Genomic DNA, 20,943 nt, shown 5'->3' with positions numbered 1-20,943 from the left:
AGCGACGCTTGCGCTTCCTGTCTCGATCCCATCATGGCTGATCCCTCCCTTTAGGAAGAATTGAATCAGCAACTTACCAACCGATCAAGCCCGAGTTTTTCAACAAAATAGGCCCGACCTTCGAATACTGGTCGGGCGAAGCGCCATGCTGATCGTGTCTGCTTTCGGGCTGACTGCTGTCCTCCGGACTAAAAATGCGGATGGCCGCAAAGTCCGCTCCTTGATTGCCGAAACCGAGCGCAGCGAAAGGGTAGTATAGATTTAGCTGAATTTCACACCGATGAGTGACCGAAAACGAAAAACCCTCTGCGATGCGACAAACCGTGTGCCGCACCTGCGAGCAAATGCTGCGTCAGCAAATACCCGAAAGGGCAACGGTAGCTTAGTCCGGAGGGTGTGTGAAAACTCCCCTATTTTGACCGGACTGATGGTATAATTTCCGTATTCGGTACGGAGGTTGTTGATGACGCAATTTATCGAGGGTCTGGACCGGCAGCAGGCGATGTTGCTGCCCGAATGTCTGGACGATTATGTTGATGAGAACAGTCCTGTCCGTGCCATTGATGCCTTTGCAGACCTGCTTGATCTTGCGGTGCTGGGATTCAATGCGATGCCAGCGGCAACTGGACGGCCTGGCTATCATCCTGGCTTGTTACTTCGGATTTATCTTTACGGGTATTTGAACCAGATCCAGTCATCGCGTCGTCTGGAGCGCGAGTGCGGTCGCAATCTGGAACTTGTCTGGCTGACGGGTCGGTTGAAGCCGGACTTCAAGACGATTGCCGACTTTCGGAAAGACAACGGCCCCGCGATCCGCAAGGTGTGCCAGCAGTTTGTCGCGCTATGCCGCAACATGAACCTGCTCGATGGGGATGTGGTTGCCATTGACGGTAGCCGGTTCAAGGCGCTGAACTCCAAGGCCAAGAATTACACGCGCGGTAAGCTGCGCCAGAAGTTGGTGAGATTGACAAGGCAATCGAGCGCTATTTGGGTGAGTTGGATCGCGCCGACGAAGTGTTTGAACAGACTGGCACGGTGCTGCCAGAGGCCCGCATGGAACGCACTTTGAGAAAGTTAGAGCATCTGCAAAAGGAGGCGGTGCGCTACAGATCAATCGGGCAGCGCATGGATGAGACCGGCGAAACCCAAGTCTCACTTAGTGATCCTGATGCCCGATCCATGGCAACAACGGCCCGGATGCCCCGCATTGTCGGCTACAATGTTCAAACGGCCGTCGAAGCCAATCACCACCTGATCGTTGCGCATGAAGTAACAATGCTTGGGTTCGACCGGGATGCCTTGTCGATGATGGCCGCGGCAGCAAATGATGTCATGACGACAGATCAGCTCACAGCAATCGCGGATAAAGGTTACTACAAGAGCGAGGAGATTGTCGCCAGCGAAGAGGCTGGTATCTCGGTTGTCGTTCCCAAACCCATGACATCAAACGCCGCTGCACGCGGTCAGTTTGACAAGGCTGACTTCGCATATGACAGCGGCAAGGATGTCTATGTCTGCCCGGCAGGCAAGCAACTGACCTACAGATTTACCGGCCAGCAAGACGGCAAGGCCATCAGAGCGTATTGGTCTGGGGCCTGCGCCGATTGCGTCATCAAGGACAAATGCACGGCCAGCAAGGAACGGCGCGTGCGTCGATGGGAGAAAGAGGATGTGCTTGAGCGAGTACAAGAAAGGTTGGACGCAGACCCAGCCCAACTGGCCGTCCGCAGCATGACCGTCGAGCATCCCTACGGCACGATCAAATCATGGATGGGCGCGACGCACTTCACGATGCGCAGGTTGAAAAATGTCGCCACCGAGATGGCGCTGAACGTACTCGCCTACAACATGACCCGCGTGCTGAAGATCATGGGCGTACCAGCGATCATCGCAGCTATGAACGCGTAAGAGCCCTCGTTTGCCCTGAAATTTGCGCCCAAAAGGCCCTATCCGTCTCAGATGGCTTCCGCCGACCTCACAATCCATCCTGTCCATCAAAATGATGATCCCAAGCCAAAAAAGGACACAAAAGTCAAAACCGATTGGACGCTCCGAGATCAACCAAGTTTCCACACACCCTCTCCGCAACGCGGAAGTCTAGTCGTAGAAACTATGAAGTCCGCTTGGCGCTTCAAATCTGACATCTCAATTGTGTTCGGCAACGGTGGTTATACCCTCCCGTAACCATTCTTCTAGGCCGAATATCAAACACTTAGCCTCGCAACCCGCGGGGCGTTTTGCATTGGAGCTTTGGCGCTGGAAGCACCGTGGAAGCAATAGGGGTTAGAAAACTGCACAGCTGGCCCCCAACAGTATTTTGCGTCACCTCGGTACAAGGTCCTCAAGTTCAGGCATCAGAACAACGCTTTCCTGTTCGTTCGGGTCCGTGCGTGCGATAACTGCAACTGCGGGTTCATTCCCATCGTTGAACGGAAGGTGCGGAGTGTTTGCCGGTATATAGATCAGGTCTCCTGCTTGCGTTTCCATAACGTGTTCCAGCCTGTCGCCCCAATACATCTTCGCTGACCCGGAAATCACATAAATCGCGGTTTCATGTGTCTCATGTTTATGCGCCCTGGCGCGCCCTCCGGGCGGGACCGTAAGCAGATGCATGCAGATAGCTTGGCTTCCTACCGTCTGTCTGGCGATGCCTTCGAAGTAATCGAACCCCTGTTTCCCGGTATAGGTTTCGCCGGGGCGCAGTTTCACACAACCCGCCATCTAGGTATTCCTTCCTAAGATTTGAGCGAGAGAATGATACGCCAGCTTCGCTAGGAAACGTAGGGAAATCAGAAGCGGGTTTTGGGCGGAGATCTAACGAGCCTTATGAACGAACCGCATACCGGGTGATACGGCCTGAGATACATAAGAACGAAGAAAGCCACGTCTGCGGACGTTACTCATAGCAAATTGTGCACGTAGCCATGACAGGTCCGCACCTCGAACACCTCCTTCAAAATCTTCCCTGTTGGGTGGTCAAATGGCGTGTTGCCAGTGAAGAACCTTGGAAAGATTTCATTATCTCGGGTCAGAAAAAGGGTCCGGAGGGGTGTTCAATCGCAGATGCCGCATGAATGCCCGTGCGATCCTTGGAACCGGTTTTTGATCCGAGACCACAAAATGGCCCCGGTACCGCATTGGAGATTCAAATCGGACAAATGCCAGATCGGGAGATCGGTAATGGTAGACGGGAAAGGGATTGATAACAGACAGCCCCAATCCTTCGCGCGCCATGTCGGCAGCGGCAAATGAGGTTGAAACTTCGGCAACGATCCTCGGTTTGGCCCGCACCTGTTGAAGCAACCGGTCCAGCTGCCCGCGCCGCCCGTGTCGATATGTCAGTGCGATCAACTCTTGCTCATGCAGGTCTGAAGGCGTCAGAACGGTGCGTTCAGACAGAGGATGTTCAGGGCGCATGACGCAAACGGCTGGTGACTCGCGAAATGGAATAAGTTTGATGCCAGCGCGGCTTTGTTCAATCCCGGTCACGGCAAGATCAAATCGATTCTCAAGCACGCCTAGCGTGACCATATCTGATGTTGTCACCTCAAGGTTTACGAAAAAACCGGGATTCCCGCGAATGAAACTGGCGATGAGGGAAACGATGTATCGATGAGCGTAGCTGGGTGGTGCAACGAGACGCAGTGTTTCTTGCACTGTTTCGCCCGGGCCATCGATCCTGTCCAAAGCCTCGAACAAAGGATCCAATCGCATATTCAGCCTTACGGCTTCTTGCGTCGGTCGCAATCTGCCTGCATCCCGTTCGAACAGTGTTCTACCCAACCGATCCTCTAGGCTGCTGACCGAGCGACTGACCGCAGACTGAGACAAGCCGAGCTGTCGTGCGGCGGCTGCTGTTGTTCCAGACTGCATGAGCGCACGGAGCGCCTGGTATTCCGGCAAAGAATGCCAGTTGCGAGGTTTCTTCATTGCTGGGCACCCGCATGATTCCGACTAGCTCTATGAGTAAAACTCATCAAGATTTTTTACAATTATGATGATTACGTCTGTTAGCGTGTGTCGAAATGACACTAACCTGGGTAAAGTGAGTTTGAGCACCTCCCCTCTTATCATTGATGGGCACAATGATGTTCTGTCAAAACTGGCCTCGTCAGGTGGTCTGCCCGAAGCGGGCCGTTTCCTGACCGGGCTCGAAGGTGCGATTGACTCTGTTAAATCCAAGGCCGGTGGATTTGGCGGAGGCTTCTTTGCCGTTTGGGTGCCTTCGCCTATCGATGCCGATGCAAAAATGGAAGAAATGGTCCAGCCCAGCTATGATCTGCCGCTTCCCAATCATATTGACGCTGAAGATGCTCTGCCCTCAGCGCTGGGGCAGATTGCGATCCTGCTGGAACTGGAACGTTTGGGGGCGTTGAAAGTGGTTCGATCGGTTTCGGATATCCGGAACAGCTTGGCACAAGGCCAGATGGCGGCCATTTTTCACATTGAGGGCGCCGAGGCGATTGATGCCGATCTGCATTCGCTTGACGTGTTTCATGCAGCGGGGTTGCGATCGCTTGGGCCAGTGTGGAGCCGACCCAACATTTTCGGCCATGGTGTGCCGTTTAGATATCCATCGGGGCCGGATACTGGCCCTGGATTGACAGATCATGGACTGCGGCTTGTGCAGCGTTGCAACGCGCTGGGGATCATGCTGGATTTGTCGCATCTCAATGAAAATGGTTTCTGGGATGTAGCGCGGTATTCGGATGCGCCTTTGGTCGCCACGCATTCGAATGCCCATGCCATCTGTCCGCACGCGCGGAATCTGACCGATGACCAGCTTCGCACCATCGCGGAAAGCGACGGGATGGTCGGGTTGAATTTTGCCACTGCGTTTCTGCGCGAGGATGGTCGGATGCTTTCCGATGTGCCGTTGACGCAGGTTCTGAAGCACCTTGACCACCTGATCGGGATAATGGGTGAAGACCGGGTCGGGCTTGGGTCCGATTATGACGGGGCAGTCGTGCCGGACGACGTGAAGGACGTCTCGATGCTGCCTCGATTGAGGGATGCCATGGTGACCCATGGATACGGCGAAGAGCTCATCAAGAAGCTCTGCCACGAAAACTGGTTGCGTGTTCTTGAGAAGACCTGGGGATCGTAACCGTTAGTGAAGACTTGATGACAGAGAGGACAAAATGAACGCATTTAACAGATTGCTTACCGGTGCGGCGCTGGGATTGGCGCTGGCCGTGACCTCGACTTCGGCAATGGCCGAAACGCCGCCGAACATGCTGGTTATTGCGCATCGTATCGACGATATCACGACGCTGGATCCGGCCGAAAGCTTTGAGTTTGCGGGTTCGGATGTCAGCCGGAATGTCTATCAGAAGCTGGTGAACTTCGACCCGCTCAATCTGGATGCCGGCTATCAGCCCGACATCGCTGAAAGTTGGGATGTGTCTGAAGACGGCAAATCGATTACCTTCAATATCAGGGAAGGACTGACCTTTCATTCCGGGAATCCGGTGACGGCCGAAGATGTTGAATTTTCACTGCGTCGTGCGATCATTCTAAACAAGACCCCGGCATTTATCCTGACCCAGTTTGGGTTCACGCCGGAAAATGTCGAACAAACGATTGTCGCGGATGGCAACACTCTGACAATCACAACGGACAAACCCTATGCGACATCCTTCGTTCTGAACTGTCTGACCGCTACCATCGGCGGCATTGTTGATAAGAAGACGGTGATGGAACACGACAAGGATGGCGATCTGGGCAACGAATGGCTCAAGACCAATACTGCTGGATCTGGTGCTTATAGCCTGGTCAGTTGGAAGCCCAATGAAAGCGTAACACTGAAGTCGAACCCTGATTTCTACTTGGGTGCTCCGGCCATGGAGCGTGTGGTTGTCCGCCACGTTCAGGAAAGCGCCAGCCAGCGCCTGTTGCTGGAACGTGGTGATATCGATGTCGCGCGCAACCTGAATCCAGAAGATGTTGCCGGTGCTTCATCCGTTGCCGGCGTAAAGATTGCAGACGAGCTTAAGGGCCGCCTGATGTATGTTTCGCTGAGCCAGAAACATCCCGAGCTGAGCAAGCCTCAGGTTCGGCAGGCGTTCAAATATCTGGTTGACTATGAAGGGATGCGCGACAGCTTCCTGAAAGGGCAATACACGATCCACCAGAATTTCCTGCCCCAAACCTATCTCGGTGCCTCTGACGAGACGCCGTTTAGCTTTGATGTGGAAAAAGCCAAGGCCCTGCTGGATGAAGCAGGTGTAAGCGGGCTTGAGATTGAAGTAGGTGTGCGTGAAGCGCAGGAACGGATCGAAATCGCCCAATCGCTACAGAATGCGCTGAGTCAGGTTGGCATCACGATGAACATCACCGTGGGGACCGCCAAACAAATTTTGGCGCGGTATCGTGCGCGGGAACTGGATGTTTACCTTGGCGCATGGGGGCCGGACTATCCCGACCCGCAGACGAACGCAGGTACCTTTGCCTATAACCCGGATAATTCGGACGAAGCCAATGCCACAGGATTGCTGGCATGGCGGAATTCTTGGGATACCGGCGGGCTGACCAAGAAAACGGATGCGGCTGTTGTCGAAAACGACACCGCGAAACGGGCTGACATGTACAAGGAAATCCAGGCCGAGTTCCGCGAGACTTCTCCGTTTGTCATCATGTTCCAGCAGATTGAGCAATCGGCCCTGCGTGAAAATGTGACGAATTTCTCAACCGGTCAGGCGATCACTTCGGCGTCGTATTGGCAGGTGACCAAGTAAATGGCACTGGCCGAAAGACCAACTGAGGGGCGCCGCTCGGCGCCTCTTATCCATTGGATCAAGAGTATCCTGAAAACTCTTGGCATCATCGCAATTACAATGCTAGGTCTGCTTTTCGTGACCTTCATCATCGGTCGCGTGATGCCGATCGACCCGGTGCTGGCAATCGTCGGTGAACGCGCATCGCAATCGACTTATGATGCGGTCTATCAACAGCTTGGTCTTGATAAGCCGCTGTTGGTTCAATTTGGATATTACCTTTGGGATGTTCTGCACGGTGATTTTGGCGATTCACTTCTGAATGCCCGCCCGGTTTCTCAGGATATTGCCCGCGTCTTCCCTGCCACGCTGGAATTGGCGACTTTGGGCGTTCTGATTGGAATCTTTCTGGGTGTTCCGCTTGGTGTGATCGCCGCAGTCAAGCGCGGATCATGGATCGATCAGATCGCCCGTGTGGTCGCGCTTGTCGGGTATTCAATGCCAATCTTCTGGCTGGGGCTCATGGGGCTTCTGGTCTTCTACGGGATACTCGGCTGGGTCGGTGGCCCGGGCCGCCTGGATATCTTCTACGAGGACATAGTGCCCTCACGCACTGGGCTGATTTTGGTAGACAGTGCCTTGGCCCAGGATTGGGATGTCTTCCGCAATGCGTTGTCCCATATCATCCTGCCCGCAGCTTTGCTGGGGTACTACTCGCTTGCCTACATCAGCCGGATGACCCGATCCTTCATGCTGGAACAGTTGTCAGCCGAGTATGTCATTACCGCTCGCGTTAAAGGGCTGTCTGAAAGACAAGTTATCTGGCGCCACGCCTTCAAGAATATCCGAGTGCAGCTGATCACAGTGATCGCACTCAGCTATGCCAACTTGTTGGAAGGATCAGTTCTGACCGAGATCATCTTTAGCTGGCCGGGGATCGGCAGCTATATCACGACGGCCTTGCTGAGCGCCGATATGAATGCCGTTCTTGGAGGAACCGTTGTGGTCGGGCTGATCTTTATCTGCCTGAACATATTCTCGGATCTTCTTTACCGTTTCTTTGATCCGAGGTCGAAATGAGCGACATGACCTTGCGCCAGTGGCTGCTGACCGACGAGCCGACTTCGCGCCGCCATGCCAGATTGGCCAGCTTCTACAAAGGCTGGCTGACTTTGCGATCAAACTCGATGGCAATGGTCGGGTTTGCGATCCTTGTCATCCTTGTTCTGACAGCGGTCTTTGCGCCTTTTCTCGCGCCGCATGATCCCTTTGTTCAGAGCCTGTCCAGCCGTCTTCTTCCCATCGGGGCTGAAGGGCACTTGCTGGGAACCGACAGCCTGGGGCGGGATATTCTGTCACGCCTGATCTATGGGGCCCGAATTACACTGTACATCGTGGCGCTTGTGGCGCTCATCGCACCGATTGCGGGGCTTCTGGTCGGGACGGTTGCGGGATATGTGGGGGGATGGACGGATGTAATCCTCATGCGCATCACGGATATTTTCCTCGCTTTTCCACGACTTGTTCTGGCGTTGGCGTTTGTCGCGGCGCTTGGGGCAGGGATTGAAAACGCGGTTCTGGCAATCTCGCTCACGGCATGGCCGCCCTATGCGCGTATGGCACGTGCAGAAACCCTGACCATCCGGTCAACCGACTATATCAACGCGATCCGCCTTCAGGGTGCCGGGCCGCTGCGCATCATCACCCGGCATATCTGGCCACTGTGCATCTCATCTTTGATCGTGCGGGTCACGCTGGATATGGCCGGGATCATCCTGGCCGCCGCCGGCCTTGGTTTTCTGGGGTTGGGGGCACAACCTCCAAGTCCGGAATGGGGTGCCATGATATCCGAGGGTCGACGTTTCATCCTTGATCACTGGTGGGTGGCAACGGTGCCGGGGCTAGCAATTTTCACGGTTTCGCTGGCCTTCAACCTATTGGGTGATGGCCTGCGGGACGCGCTTGATCCAAAGGACGGTGGCCAATGAACTTACTCGACATCGAAGATCTGTGGGTTCGTTTCCCAACCCGTCAGGGCGTGTTTGACGCCGTGCGTGGCGTGTCGTTTTCGCTCGGGCGCGAGCGTCTGGGGATTGTCGGCGAAAGCGGCTCGGGCAAGTCGATGACGGGACGGGCCATTCTGCGCCTGATCCGAAATCCGGGTATCGTCGAGGCCAAACACATCAATCTGGAAGGCCGAGACCTGATGAAGCTCAGCGAGCGCGAGATGCGTGAGGTGCGAGGCAAGCAGATCTCGATGGTGATGCAGGACCCCAAGTTTTCTCTGAACCCGGTGGTCACGGTTGGCGAGCAACTTATGGAGGCATACCTCCAGCACAATTCCGGCTCTAAGGCCCACGCGAAAAAGATGGCTATCGAGATGTTGGATAACGTCTCAATCCGTGATCCTGAGCGGGTGATGCGAGCATACCCGCATGAGGTGTCTGGGGGTATGGGGCAGCGCATTATGATTGCGATGATGTTGATTCCCAATCCCAAGATTCTGATTGCCGACGAACCAACTTCGGCGCTTGATGTCAGTGTTCAGCGGCAGGTGCTGAACATCATGGATGGATTGGTCAAGGAACGGGGGATGGGCCTGATATTCATCAGCCACGACCTGAATCTGGTGTCTGAGTTCTGTGACCGTGTCCTCATCATGTATTCTGGTCGGATCGTCGAGGTCTGCGAGGCTGACAAGCTGCATCAGGCCCAACATCCCTATACCCAGGGCTTGCTAAACTCGCTGCCGCGCCTTGATGAAAAATGCACCCACCTGAGTGTTCTCACACGCGATCCGTCTTGGTCCGAAGCCCCGAGCGTGAGGGGCTGAAATGAAGGCACTGGAAATCAACCATCTGAATGTCTGGTTTGGTCACGCGCACGACCGGGTCGATGCGGTGAAAGACGCAAACCTTGAAGTCGCGCAGGGCGAGAGTTTTGGCCTTGTTGGCGAAAGCGGTTCCGGCAAGTCGACAATTCTGAGGGCAATAACGGGGCTTGCACCGCAATGGTCGGGCACAATCCGCGTAGAAGGTCAGGCTATATCCGGGTCCCGGCGGGATCGGTCATTCTTTCGGACCGTCCAGATGGTGTTTCAGGACCCCTACGCGTCTTTGCATCCGCGGCACACTGTTGATCAGGTTCTCAGTGAAACAATTCATCTGCATGGGTTTGAAGATATCGATAAACGCGTGAGCGATTTGCTCAACGACGTCGGACTTGGGCGAAGATTCCGGTTTCGGTATCCACACCAGCTTTCCGGTGGTCAACGACAACGCGTGGCAATCGCAAGGGCCTTGGCAGGTGAGCCGGACATTTTGCTTTTGGACGAACCCACGTCGGCTTTGGATGTCAGCGTTCAGGCCGAGGTGCTCAACCTGCTGACTGACCTGCGCAAACAGCGCGGATTGACCTATCTGATGGTATCTCATGATCTTCCGGTTATCGCACATATGTGCGAGCAATTGGCAGTTATGAGAAATGGTGAAATAGTTGAGGTCATGTCCTCGGAAACTCTGCGTTTGGGGAACCCAAGCCACGAGTATTCCAAGCAATTGTTGACCGCATCTGTTGCCCCAAACCAGTAGCGACTTCGTTAGAAGCGGGATTTATCCTTCGTATGATCAGTTCGGGTGACGCACGACAGCGGCCTTTAGCATTTCCTGTGTGAACGCATCCTGTGATTAATAAGGACCGTGTTGGCGGTACAGCGATCGAGATATTGGAAAAGGCTACAAATTGTGCAACCGTGAAGTATGCAAGGAATGCAATATAAATTCTGGCAACGAGGTCACTGATGAAAAGCAAGGTGCAATACTTGGCGATAGCTTTTGCGTTACTGATCGCACCGCCTATTTCAGCCCAGCAATCTGACTGGTCTTTTGCGGGCACCGCTTATCTGTTCATGGCCGAAACGGATATTTCCCTTAGAACACCAAGTGGAACAATCGACGGCACGTTGAGTTTTTCAGACGCTCTCGAAAACCTGGACTTTGCGTTTATGGGCGGCATTTCCGCGTCTAACGGGCGCTGGTTGTTGCTTGCTGACTATAACTACACCGATTTGACGTTCAGTAATTCAACTCCCGGCCCAGCGTTTTCGAGTTTGGACACCTCCGCCACCACGCAATTTCTCAGCGGCTATGTCGGATACCGTGTTTATGAGACACCCGCGATCAGCGTGGCCCTTGCCGGCGGGTTCAGGTGGTTCAGCACGGAAACCACATTCCGATTGCAACCGGGGATCGTCGCCGGGCGAAGTGTGACGATCGACGACAACTGGACTGATCCGGTCGTCGCTGCCCGCGCACGAGTTCGGATTTCTGACAAATGGTCAGGGACCGGATTTGTGGATTACGGTGGATTTCGGAGCGGTAGCGAAACCTGGCAAGTTCTGCTGACCGCGGATTATGAAATCAATGACAGATGGCTGATCCGGGGCGGCTACCGCTATATCTCCTTTGATCATGAGATCAACGGCAATGATTTCAGGTTTGACCAGTCAGGCCCGTTGCTGGGGGCAACATACAGGTTCTGAAGATAACGTCAGGCGCATCCTTTGATACTAACCTGTTACGTGTTGGGGGTTGGACGATGACTTGGGGAAACGGATGGCGCTCGGATGGTGCCTGGCCATTGCGGATCGTGTTGACCAATTCTATGGGCCTGTCACGGAATTGTGCCGACCCTTTTACTTGGTATTTTGCCAAAATGGCGTGACATCATGGCATCAAAACCAACTCCGCAATTTCGCGCTGCAGCGGTGCGTGTAGCATTGCCGTTCGAATGTCAAAAAGTGTTCGACAGAGGTGTTCCGTTGGCACCTGCGTGGAATAACCCCGTCAAATTAGTTGCCCAATAAGCGGGCGAGTTTTACCCGATCAACTTTGGATCTGTGGCGCTTGTCCATTGGCATCTTCCTCACGTGGGTCACTTTGGCAATGCCAAGATCCTTCGCCAGCCTGGCCCAGTTTGACAACTGATGCGCGTCACCTTCAATGCATAAAGTGGAACTTCCATTTAGGCTCATGAGCGCGCAGTGCGTCACGCTCGGCCATTGCCGGGCAGCTATTTCGATGGCGAATGGAAAAGTGCGGCCAGCTGAGGTTGCCACATCGCTCGCTACTCTACCCCACAACCACAAACGACCTAGATCATCCAACCGCCCAGCGTCGCCGGTTCGATGCCAGATCGTAGTGTCGTCCTTGATCTTATTTTCCTTGGAGTGTGCGGGATCAAGATAGCCATCATTTACATGATCGCCCGCCACCTGTATTTCATCCTCTCGAATTCGGAGTTTGATTTGCGAAACCGGACACCCAACAAGTAGTCCCTTGCCCGCTGCCATTTCACGTTGGTCGGTTTCGGAGATGTCACGCGCATCAAGATGCGCAATCGGTTCAGCTTCGGTTGACCCGTAGACGCAGATCACTTCCAGGTCGAAATGGGCAAGAAGCCTTTCGACCAGGTCAGGGAACACCGGACCGCCGCCAGTGAAAACTGTGTGTAGGGAACCGATATCTGTACACTGTGTCAGTTTTTCGCATAATGACGGAGGGATCAGAAGCCGGGTAACGTGTTGCTTCGATATCCAATCCGCCAACTGTTCGGGAGAAAGCCGCTCCAGTTTGCTCATCTTCCAGTTCGGCAGAACAGTCATGCGCCCGGCCGCAAGGTTTATCAGGGTGAACACCGGGAACGCTACCAGATCCCGCTCTGCTTCATTACTGTCAAGAAGCGGTGCGATGGCATCATGTTGTGCCATCAGAAACGCATGACTGCGGGGGATGGCCTTTGGCTGACCTGTTGTCCCGGACGTAAAGGAAATGAGCGCCGTGTCACTGTCTTTTACAACAGCTTTCCTCAGGTCGCCCTTGGCATTGCCAGGTAGCAAAAGCCGCATCTTAATAAGTTCTGGCACAACAAACCCGAGCAGCGCAAAGAAACCCGATGCGCAAAAGGCCTTGGGTCGGGTCGCTCTCGCTGCATGACGCAGCCCAGCGAGTCCCATAGCTGGTTCAGGCAAAACCACCGTTGCCCCCAATGACCACAAGGCCGCAAGACTAGCGTATAAATCAGCATTGACCGGCATCGCCAACAAAACGCGATCGCCATGGCCAAGCCCCTTACGTCCCCACTTTCCGGCCAATTGCTGCGCGCGTAACTGCAACTCTCGAAAGGTGACCTCGCGACCGTTGCTCTCTACGATGGCCGTTCGGTCTGGAAATCGGTCGACGGCAACGGCAAAATGATCCAGCAGATTAATCATCCAGGCGCAACCCGAACAGGTTATACCGCCGGAATACCTTAGCCCCTTCGACAACGCTGCGGTCGGCGGATTTGTTATCATCATGTATCAGCGCGTGGATGGCTGTTTTAAAACCAAGATTTAGTGCCGATCTATGGAAATGACTGGCCAAATGACGACCTGCGCCGCGCTCAAGGCTTGCATACGTCTTTAAGACGGCCGCAGTTGGATTTGGGCCTTCTGCATAGTTAGGGATCCCAAACAGGAAACCTGCCAACGAGCCGTCCGGACGGCGAGCAAAGAAGATAAGCTCGCGCGTCAGAAGCGGAATGACGGGCATGTACATTGCAAGAAAATCACTCTCAGAAATAGGTTTATAGAAGGCGTTTTTGGAAAAAGCCTCAACTGACAGTTGGTACACTTGCCGGAACAATCCTTCAGGGTTGGTTCCGTCCCAGGGTTCGACATCAAACGCGTCGGTTGCAGAAAGAGGCGACCTAGACGTTTGTACCAAAGACACGCGCGCCGAGAAATACTTGCTGATGGTCGCAAATCCTGCCGCCCGAAACACATCGGGCTCATGTGGCTTGTTCGTCGGCTCCATTAAAAAAGGCGCTGAACCGTCGCTGTCGGATACGAACCGATAGCTATGCCATGTGTCACCAGACATCGGCCCAATGATCCGATCAATCCCAGCCCGCCGGACACGCGCAACCGCCGATTTCAAAGCCTCCAAACCGGCCTCTGGGGTCTGGCACGAAAAGTCGCCGATTGTTGCAGCGGGAACATCGTCCCAATCGGGGCCTTGCAAATAAACAGACAGTTTGGCGCCATCAGTATGAATGGTTTCTTTCGTCATGATACAACTCCTGAGACCATCCCACCGCCAACGGCCCCTGCTATGGACCAGAAATAATAGGCAAGCGGTGGAAACAGTGCCAACAGCGTGAGCCTGAAAACACGATTCTTTTGGAGCAAATGTGGAAGCAATAGGGGCACAATCGCCATTGTTGAGAGTGATACAAGTGCGAGTGCAGTCAGGGGTTCGGCCCAATTCGATTGGTCAGAATTCAGGGAAACCACCCAGGACCGGATGAAGAACAGGAGGGCGGCAGCAAACGGTATCGCAATTGGCGCGGGGCGCAACGCCACTGCAATGAGCCCCATGGCCAACCCCATCGCACTCAGCCCAAAAAAGGATATCGCATCCCATCCCGCTGCATTCCCCGCCGCAAGCCAACCGAAGCCCAACAGGCCCAGGGCGGCAACAACATCCAGATCGGGGTACTTACTGTCACACGGAGAGGCGGTGCGCGCCCAGCCGTGCGCGGCGAGAACCATGATCGGCAGCACTGTATTCTGGAGTTTCGCAGCTGCCAGTAACAGAAAGACCGCAACAACATAGACGCGGGTCGTATGTTTGGTCAGGCCCAGTTTGGTTCCCACGACACCGAAACTGGCAAGGGAGGCAAGAAACAAAACGGCCAACAACGCCAGCTCTGCCAAAGAGCTATGGTAGTGACTTTTCAGAAAAATCAGCAAACCAAGCGGCAGGAACAGGTTGTCAAACCCTCGCCAGCTTTGCGCCTCGACCAATGTGCCAAAGGCTGCAACCATAAGGCACAGCATCATGATGTTCGAGGGAGGGAGTTTCGACAAGAACAGGAAACAGATGATCGCAACCAATAGCGTTATGACAAAAAACACCACTGACCCTTCCAAACTCTTGTCGCCATCTTCGACCACGTAACGTTTGGTCCCGTAAGTGGTCCCGGCCAGCGCAGCTGCGGCATCAGCCAGTGTCAAAACAGCGATTGGAAGCAGGTAGTACAGAGCGTTGTCCCCGGCCAGCAAAAAGCAAAACCCAACGGACAAAGCCAAAAGGAAATCTCCGTATGAGGTGCGCTCGACGCTGTGTAGGGCCGCGCCTAAACCTTTCGAGAACCGGGGAAGTCTCAGGATCAGCATGACGAACAACGTTATTCCGATCAGCATGTAAACCGGCCAACGATCCGGAAACACCCAAGGTAGAACCAGGGTAAAGAGCCCAGTTCCAACATGCATCAGCTTGCGTTGTACTTCAGCGTTCAAGCCGACCTTTTGCGCCAACCGTCGGACAACTGCCATCAATCCCAACAGGACCAGAACAGACGTCAAGGCCAGCAGAATCTGTGCCGGAACACTCACACAAGCACCTCTTCCACGACAAAGTCCGAGTAGAAAAAGGCCATGTCGCGTGCCTTCAGTCGATCCTCGATCGCGTGACGTGTTTCTATTTTTCCCTTATGTACGACGGGCACGCGGCGGGGCGCCATCATGTTCCAATACACAAGGCGGGCCTTGGGCGCGGCAGCGGACAGGATAGACACGTAAACCTGTTCAAACACTTCGGGTGACATATATTCGAAGATATCCGACAGGTTGAAACCATTGGCCTTTTCGCCAGTCGAGACGAAGGCCTCCAACGACCCCGGACGGATATCCAGGCGGTCCAGGCGGGCGCGGATCGTATCAAAATGCTCGGGTCTCCAGGCCATTGGGAGCGCGTCGCCATGCGTTCCCTTCAGAATCCAGTGCAAATATGAATTTCGCGATGGGTCGGTATCAACACCTGCGTGGCGAATTCGACGAGCTACATGCTGGGCGGGGCTGCCCTCGACGTGATCAAAGAATGCCTTGTCGCGACCCATGCGCCCCATCACAAAACGCGAGAAGAACACATTCAGCAGCAGCCGCCATCTGAAGGTATCAAAGCGCGTGTCAAAGAAAACTTCGCGCGCTTCGGGTGTTCGGGGCGTAAAGACATCATCAATCGTGCGTCGGGAATGAACAAGCGGCAAAAGCCGGGTGCGGAAGATGCGAAAATACCGCTCAAACTTGCCGACCCCGCCTATCCCGTGGTGCTCGACATCCGGGACAAGACCGGTCCAAAAGGCACGTGTTTCAGGGTCGGTTTCCCGCAGGGCCTGCGATAGCAATGCAGCGCGCCTGTTGCTGGCGCGTGACCCGGTCAGTTCCAGAAACTCGGGGTGTGTCAAGTTCCGGAAGGCGCCGATCCGTAGCTTCAGGCAGGCGATCTGTGCCGGTGACAGATCAACTACCACAACTTTCGACGGGTTCAGCGTTAGCATAGCCAGTGCATTATCCCCGGCCGAACATATGGAAACCAGCGTGCCCCCAGCGCAATCGCCCAGCGCCTCGGTCAGAACGTCTGCGTCTTCCCATAGCTGCGCGTACCGGATGTGACCGAAATCTGCTTTGCCTTCGATTTCACTATACCCCATCGCACCGTTCCACTTTGCCACTTGCTCCGTCGACCGACAGGGTTTCACCATCCTTGATCCATTGCGTGGCGCCCTTCAGACCCACTACACAGGGAATGCCCAACTCGCGTGCCACGATGGCAGAATGCGACAATAGTGATCCCCGCTCTACTACAATGGCCGATGCATTCGAGAATACCGCAATCCAGCCCGGATCAGTGTGGCGCGCCACAAGGATATCGCCGGGCTGTAGCGCCTCGGTCCGCGGGTCGTGGATCACCCGAGCCTGCGCGATCACTTGCCCGGCTGAACACCCGGTGCCAGTTTTTATTCGCTCGGGCGTGCTGTTGACCTCGACGACATCAGCCCAGATCGGAGCGATAGCAGGGCCTCGAATTTCGATGCGGTCCGGTGGGTCAGCACGTTGGGATGCAGCTGCATCTTCGCTTTGACGCTGCGAGACTATGGCCTTCAGATTAGGCGACAGGCAGAACCCTTCGACGGCGCCCAGGACTTCATATGTCGTCAGATGAAAGACGTCGCGGGGATTTGTAAGCAGCCCCCTTGCAGCAAACTCTCGCCCGATGCCCAGAAAAACACGTCGGGCGTGGCCGAATATCCGGGTGCGTTCAAAGCGCAGATTCTCTCGATCACGTACCCGGGCCTTGGCCCACCCTACGATCCATTTGGAAATGTGGCGTTTCAGCGGGTTGGCTGGAAACAGGGATTTCCAGTCCGGTTCTGTGCTGATGTGCCGCTTACCCTCGGGGCGGGTGGCACTGGCGGCAATGGCCATCAGCAGACTGGTGGGATCATCGCGCAGTGGAATACTCTCCAGCTTCAGTTCCTCAGTACATCTGTCCCCGAATTTAATCAGATAAGACTGAACCTCGGCCCAAATCTGAGGATAAGATGCAAGGGTTTCCAATCGGCATTCCACGCATAGCTGTTCCGCAATCCCGGCTTCGCGGACCAAGTGAGCTATGCGGGCAATGCGCTGCGCCGGTTCGGCTGAGACGATATCACCCTGGCCAATCATAACATCGTTATGCAGCATAAGCCCGTCTTCACCCAACCACTTGTGCAGCAGGTTACGCGATGCGCCAAAGGCGATCATGCACAAGAAATCATTTATGAGCGGCGCGTCCCAGCGATCCAGCAGGGTACTTTCGATGTCACGGTATTCAGCGGCCAGTTCCGTCGCATTCGCAGCTTCTATGTCCAGTTCACGATTCAGGACATTGTTCAACCTAGTATAGAAATTGAGCCGGGTGCGCGGCAAGCGCACGGCCTGCCAAATCAAATTGCCCGCAACCGCAACCAGCTTGGTGTATTCCAATATCTTGCGCACGCCTTTCGCTGGAGCAGGTCCAATCCCATCAGTGATTTCGCGCGGCATGGGTTCTGACACGCCCATCATAGTTTCCATGTAGTCTCGGTTCAGCGAGAACCCCGGCAGAAGCGCCAGCGCACGGTACCAGTTGACCAGATTGTAATAGACACGCCCATCAATGCGCCCAAGCAAGTTGTCGAAGATGGCCGAGTTTTGCGTGACCGTTCTATCGGACACGCCCAGAAGCTGCACAAAGGCGCGATAGACCCGAGAGTAGACATGCAGGGCAAAGGAATAGGTTAGCGGGCTGACAATGCCCGGATAGCTTTCGACGATGTTCGAGTTGTCAAAGATGGTTAGCGTTTTATCCGGTATCGCCACTGGTCGCAGCTCGGTCGTAATTGGCCGTGCCTGAAGAATGTGCAACCCATCCGTATCGAATGCCCATTCGATGTCTTGTGGGACACCAAAAGCCTCTTCCGCTTTGCGAGCCAACTTTGCGATCTGAAGCGCTTGATCCCGTGTCAAAACCTGGGGCGTGTCTTGCGCGCATTCAGGCTGTCCGGCCTGTTCGATGGTCCAGTCCTCGCCATCGACCTCACCTGCCACCAGCGCATCACCCAAACCGTTCACTGCGGATACAACTACAGTGTTTCGTCGACCGGTTACCGGGTCGGCGGAGAAAGCAACACCGGCGGTCGTCGCATCAATCATGCGCTGTACGATGATCGCAGGGGCTTCTGCCTCTCCCCCGGACTTGACCATACGATAGGTGGTGATCGTATCCGCAAACCCTGAGTGCCAAACCTGTTTTGCGGCCTGTAACACCTTGCTTGCAGTGACGTTCAGGACAGTATCGAACTGCCCGGCATGGCTGTGTTCGAGACCATCTTCGGCCCGACCGGAGCTGCGCACCGCATAAGGTCCCGGACCCAGCGCATCCAATGCGGCAACAAGCTCGTTACTAAGCCCACGTGCCGCGATTGGTCCTGTCTTACCGGCGCTGAAAGCGGAATCGGTGATGACAAAAAACGCAGGTGGATTAAATCCGTAGCGGGAGAGGTTTGAAAGCGCCGCGGCTTTACCTCCGACCACTGTCGGGTCAGTTGCATCGGAATGATTGACGATAAAGATCATCCAGAGACTCCAACCAGAAACGGTAAAAAGCCCGCTGTGACATAACAGAAGAACACCCAAAGTCCCGCGACTGTGTCCATCCTGCATTGTGCCCTTGGCGTTGGCGCAATCACATAGCTGCGTACCGCAAGACAACAGGGCACAAACGCGACGGCCCCAAACACAACCGTTAGCATTCCGACGCCGGTCGCAAACCCAGTACCCACCAACAACAGAAAAGACAGTGCAACACTGCACAGCCAAACAATAGCGGCAAAGCGATACCCCCAAAGGCCCGAATAGGTATCTACCCCGTCAATTTCGTTTTCGGGCGCCCAAAGCTTGCGCCCAATTTCAAGAACGCAACCATTCACGAAAGACAATGCCAGAAACAACCATAGCTTCGATGCCGCACCACCGGCTGGAAGCCATTCTATACTGGTGAGCAGCAAATCGATCAGCGGCATAATCGCCATGTGGCTGCACAGATAGAGAACCGGTCGCGCCTTTAGCCAGACCGGCACCCCGAACTCGGCCGTCATTGCCGCCAGCCATACCCAAACCACAAAAAGGCACAACAGAACCGGGGGGTACCACAACCATGCAGCAGCGGCAGTCACCGGCAATGTCAGTAAACCAAGCACCAGCATCTCCGCCTGTGACACCAGCCCCCTTGGAATGGGGCGCTCGGGTCGGTAGCGACGGTCGTCCTCGGCATCCTTGAATTCGTCGCAAACGCGCATCTGAAAAAACAGCATTATCGCCAGGATGAAGCCGATCGCAAAGGCGAGCAATTCGGGCAAGGGGCGATCAGCAAGTCGAGCCGAGACACAGATGCTTGCCGCAGAAAACACCAGCAAAAGCGGAACGGTCTTCTTTAGCGGAAAGCGTTCGGATTGATAGATCCACAATCGAGCCAGCAAAGTCATCGTTGGCGGGCCAGACTCTCATGGGCTCGCGTGAAATGCCCCGCAGCGATTGCGGCGACAATCGATATCTCTCCGCACAGGCAAATCGCAGCAGCGACTTCTGCCAGCGCTGTGCCGTGACCAGCGCCCTTCAATCCAAGAATGTTCAGTGCCGCAGCCTGGCTGGGCAAGCCAGTACCACCTCCGACGGAACCGACAAGGATATTTGGAAGCGTCACCGAGCAGAAAAGATCATCTCCTCTGGGTTCCATCCGCGTCACCCCCATCGCACTTTCAGCGACACAGGCAGCGTCTTGCCCGGTTGCGATGTAAAAGGCCGCAAGCCCATTGGCATAGTGGGCCTGGGCCCCAAGCTGACCGGACAGATGTGACCCAAGATTGGCCACCCGACCATAAGCCAGCATTGCATCCACGGTGGTGCCGAGTGTCTTTTCCACGACATCTGCAGGCAAGGTTATCGATGCACTTGCTTTGCGGCCGCGACCCGTCACCAATCCAAGCGCCGAAGCTTTTTTATCGCCCGAAAAATTCCCCTCAATATACCAGTTTCCAATTGGTATTGGGCAACCGCTTTCAATTGCACGGCACAGCGCATCTGTTGCAATGGTTACCATGTTCTGACCTGCCGCATCACCTGTGGTGTAGCGGCAAATCAGAAAGACAATATTCGTGTCTATGAAAGGCTCAAGCGAGACGAGTTTACCATGTCGGGTTGTCGCATTAGCCGCCTTCTGGAGATCGTCGACATTGCTGACCACCCAATCCACGAATTGACCGGCCTGCAAAAGGCTTTCGAACACAAAGGCTGGCGTGCGCAATACACCTTCATACAATACTGCAGTGCTGACGCCTCCAGACAGCCCAGCAGCAAAAGCACCCCGAGCGTAAGAGGCCACAAGCGCAGCCTCGGTTGTCGCAAAAGGCACATAAAAATCCCCATTGGCATTCATACCATTCAAGCGCAATGGCCCAACGATGCCAACTGGCACCTTCACAGTTCCAATGAAATTTTCAATATTGGCGCTGTAGGTTTCCGAAGCCTCAATTGTTGCGGGATCCGCGATCAAGGCTTGATCTGCGTCGCTTGCCACAGGTTTCAACTGGTCCCAGAACCGCGCAACCGTCGCGCTGTTAGCCTTGCGAGAGGGGCGCAAAGGCGAAAAACTTTCGTTGCTTGGGGCCAATTGATGTGGTGTGCGTTCAACGTCATATCGCGCTTTTACACGCCGCAGCATCTCTCGCACGTGAAATGGAATAATCAAAAAGAAGCTCCGATAGACGCTGTTCAAAACGACTGCAGATTGAGTTCTGCACTGGCTGCACACTAACAAGAAAG

16 protein-coding genes and 1 pseudogene are annotated in these 20,943 nt (G+C 54.8%); 8 read left to right on the top strand and 9 right to left on the bottom strand.

Going from position 1 to position 20,943, the window contains the following annotated elements:
• Window positions 1-463 precede the first annotated feature (463 nt).
• Window positions 464-1,908, top strand: a pseudogene (locus tag ACR0BK_RS08215) (IS1182 family transposase).
• 414 nt (window positions 1,909-2,322) lie between these two features.
• On the opposite strand, the gene ACR0BK_RS08210 reads toward ACR0BK_RS08215, so the two are convergent.
• Both ACR0BK_RS08210 and ACR0BK_RS08205 read right to left on the bottom strand, forming a co-directional pair.
• A complete protein-coding gene (locus ACR0BK_RS08210; protein WP_480554290.1) occupies window positions 2,323-2,721 on the bottom strand; it encodes a cupin domain-containing protein in 399 nt (132 codons plus the stop codon).
• A 297-nt stretch (window positions 2,722-3,018) separates the two neighbouring features.
• A complete protein-coding gene (locus ACR0BK_RS08205) occupies window positions 3,019-3,930 on the bottom strand; it encodes a LysR family transcriptional regulator (RefSeq protein WP_480518276.1) in 912 nt (303 codons plus the stop codon).
• Between the two features lie 121 nt (window positions 3,931-4,051).
• Between ACR0BK_RS08205 and ACR0BK_RS08200 the strand changes: the two genes are divergently transcribed.
• The 7 genes from ACR0BK_RS08200 to ACR0BK_RS08170 all read left to right on the top strand — a co-directional run bounded on the left by ACR0BK_RS08200 (window position 4,052) and on the right by ACR0BK_RS08170 (window position 11,256).
• Complete coding sequence (locus ACR0BK_RS08200; RefSeq protein WP_480482946.1) at window positions 4,052-5,107, top strand: dipeptidase; 1,056 nt, start codon at window positions 4,052-4,054, stop codon at window positions 5,105-5,107.
• Window positions 5,108-5,141: 34 nt separating this feature from the next.
• Window positions 5,142-6,737 (top strand): ABC transporter substrate-binding protein, encoded by a 1,596-nt coding sequence (locus ACR0BK_RS08195; protein ID WP_480554289.1) that lies wholly within the window; start codon window positions 5,142-5,144, stop codon window positions 6,735-6,737.
• Window positions 6,738-7,796 (top strand): ABC transporter permease, encoded by a 1,059-nt coding sequence (locus tag ACR0BK_RS08190; RefSeq protein ID WP_480554288.1) that lies wholly within the window; start codon window positions 6,738-6,740, stop codon window positions 7,794-7,796.
• Complete coding sequence (locus ACR0BK_RS08185) at window positions 7,793-8,704, top strand: ABC transporter permease (RefSeq protein ID WP_480474889.1); 912 nt, start codon at window positions 7,793-7,795, stop codon at window positions 8,702-8,704. The genes ACR0BK_RS08190 and ACR0BK_RS08185 overlap by 4 nt, the downstream gene beginning before the upstream one ends.
• On the top strand, window positions 8,701-9,549 hold the full coding sequence (locus ACR0BK_RS08180) for an ABC transporter ATP-binding protein (RefSeq protein WP_209506685.1): 849 nt from the start codon (window positions 8,701-8,703) through the stop codon (window positions 9,547-9,549). Before ACR0BK_RS08185 ends, ACR0BK_RS08180 begins: the two co-directional genes overlap by 4 nt.
• Before the next feature lies 1 nt (window position 9,550).
• Entirely contained in the window at window positions 9,551-10,306 is a 756-nt protein-coding gene (locus ACR0BK_RS08175) for an ABC transporter ATP-binding protein (protein ID WP_480554287.1), read from the top strand.
• Between the two features lie 209 nt (window positions 10,307-10,515).
• Window positions 10,516-11,256 carry an outer membrane protein gene (locus tag ACR0BK_RS08170; protein WP_480474891.1) on the top strand — a complete coding sequence of 247 codons (741 nt, stop codon included), beginning with the start codon at window positions 10,516-10,518 and terminating at the stop codon, window positions 11,254-11,256.
• A 309-nt stretch (window positions 11,257-11,565) separates the two neighbouring features.
• On the opposite strand, the gene ACR0BK_RS08165 is transcribed toward ACR0BK_RS08170, so the two are convergent.
• From ACR0BK_RS08165 to ACR0BK_RS08135, 7 genes are read right to left on the bottom strand one after another with little or no spacing between them, the layout of a single operon-like run.
• The gene (locus ACR0BK_RS08165; RefSeq protein WP_480554286.1) at window positions 11,566-12,987 is read right to left on the bottom strand and encodes an AMP-binding protein; all 1,422 of its coding nucleotides are present in this window, start codon (window positions 12,985-12,987) and stop codon (window positions 11,566-11,568) included.
• A complete protein-coding gene (locus ACR0BK_RS08160) occupies window positions 12,980-13,825 on the bottom strand; it encodes a hypothetical protein (protein WP_480554285.1) in 846 nt (281 codons plus the stop codon). The genes ACR0BK_RS08165 and ACR0BK_RS08160 overlap by 8 nt, the downstream gene beginning before the upstream one ends.
• Window positions 13,822-15,153, bottom strand: a complete 1,332-nt coding sequence (locus ACR0BK_RS08155) for a hypothetical protein (protein ID WP_480554284.1) — start codon at window positions 15,151-15,153, stop codon at window positions 13,822-13,824. Before ACR0BK_RS08155 ends, ACR0BK_RS08160 begins: the two co-directional genes overlap by 4 nt.
• On the bottom strand, window positions 15,150-16,250 hold the full coding sequence (locus tag ACR0BK_RS08150; RefSeq protein WP_480554283.1) for a BtaA family protein: 1,101 nt from the start codon (window positions 16,248-16,250) through the stop codon (window positions 15,150-15,152). The genes ACR0BK_RS08155 and ACR0BK_RS08150 overlap by 4 nt, the downstream gene beginning before the upstream one ends.
• Entirely contained in the window at window positions 16,240-18,699 is a 2,460-nt protein-coding gene (locus ACR0BK_RS08145) for a PEP/pyruvate-binding domain-containing protein (RefSeq protein WP_480554282.1), read from the bottom strand. The genes ACR0BK_RS08150 and ACR0BK_RS08145 overlap by 11 nt, the downstream gene beginning before the upstream one ends.
• A complete protein-coding gene (locus ACR0BK_RS08140; RefSeq protein ID WP_480554281.1) occupies window positions 18,696-19,607 on the bottom strand; it encodes a UbiA family prenyltransferase in 912 nt (303 codons plus the stop codon). Before ACR0BK_RS08140 ends, ACR0BK_RS08145 begins: the two co-directional genes overlap by 4 nt.
• Window positions 19,604-20,869, bottom strand: a complete 1,266-nt coding sequence (locus tag ACR0BK_RS08135; RefSeq protein WP_480554280.1) for a hydroxymethylglutaryl-CoA reductase — start codon at window positions 20,867-20,869, stop codon at window positions 19,604-19,606. Before ACR0BK_RS08135 ends, ACR0BK_RS08140 begins: the two co-directional genes overlap by 4 nt.
• Window positions 20,870-20,943 lie beyond the last annotated feature (74 nt).

This window comes from Ruegeria sp. AF1 (assembly GCF_056542125.1).
Note: the sequence above shows the minus strand (reverse complement) of the source record. Positions and strands in the feature narration are given on the sequence as shown.

Excerpts from the sequence above, each read along its gene's own strand:
- ACR0BK_RS08210 (WP_480554290.1), bottom strand. The coding sequence starts at position 2,721 with ATGGCGGGTTGTGTGAAACTGCGCCCCGGCGAAACCTATACCGGGAAA.
- ACR0BK_RS08205 (WP_480518276.1), bottom strand. The coding sequence starts at position 3,930 with ATGAAGAAACCTCGCAACTGGCATTCTTTGCCGGAATACCAGGCGCTC.
- ACR0BK_RS08195 (WP_480554289.1), top strand. The coding sequence starts at position 5,142 with ATGAACGCATTTAACAGATTGCTTACCGGTGCGGCGCTGGGATTGGCG.
- ACR0BK_RS08190 (WP_480554288.1), top strand. The coding sequence starts at position 6,738 with ATGGCACTGGCCGAAAGACCAACTGAGGGGCGCCGCTCGGCGCCTCTT.
- ACR0BK_RS08185 (WP_480474889.1), top strand. The coding sequence starts at position 7,793 with ATGAGCGACATGACCTTGCGCCAGTGGCTGCTGACCGACGAGCCGACT.
- ACR0BK_RS08180 (WP_209506685.1), top strand. The coding sequence starts at position 8,701 with ATGAACTTACTCGACATCGAAGATCTGTGGGTTCGTTTCCCAACCCGT.
- ACR0BK_RS08175 (WP_480554287.1), top strand. The coding sequence starts at position 9,551 with ATGAAGGCACTGGAAATCAACCATCTGAATGTCTGGTTTGGTCACGCG.
- ACR0BK_RS08170 (WP_480474891.1), top strand. The coding sequence starts at position 10,516 with ATGAAAAGCAAGGTGCAATACTTGGCGATAGCTTTTGCGTTACTGATC.
- ACR0BK_RS08165 (WP_480554286.1), bottom strand. The coding sequence starts at position 12,987 with ATGATTAATCTGCTGGATCATTTTGCCGTTGCCGTCGACCGATTTCCA.
- ACR0BK_RS08160 (WP_480554285.1), bottom strand. The coding sequence starts at position 13,825 with ATGACGAAAGAAACCATTCATACTGATGGCGCCAAACTGTCTGTTTAT.
- ACR0BK_RS08150 (WP_480554283.1), bottom strand. The coding sequence starts at position 16,250 with ATGGGGTATAGTGAAATCGAAGGCAAAGCAGATTTCGGTCACATCCGG.
- ACR0BK_RS08145 (WP_480554282.1), bottom strand. The coding sequence starts at position 18,699 with ATGATCTTTATCGTCAATCATTCCGATGCAACTGACCCGACAGTGGTC.
- ACR0BK_RS08140 (WP_480554281.1), bottom strand. The coding sequence starts at position 19,607 with ATGACTTTGCTGGCTCGATTGTGGATCTATCAATCCGAACGCTTTCCG.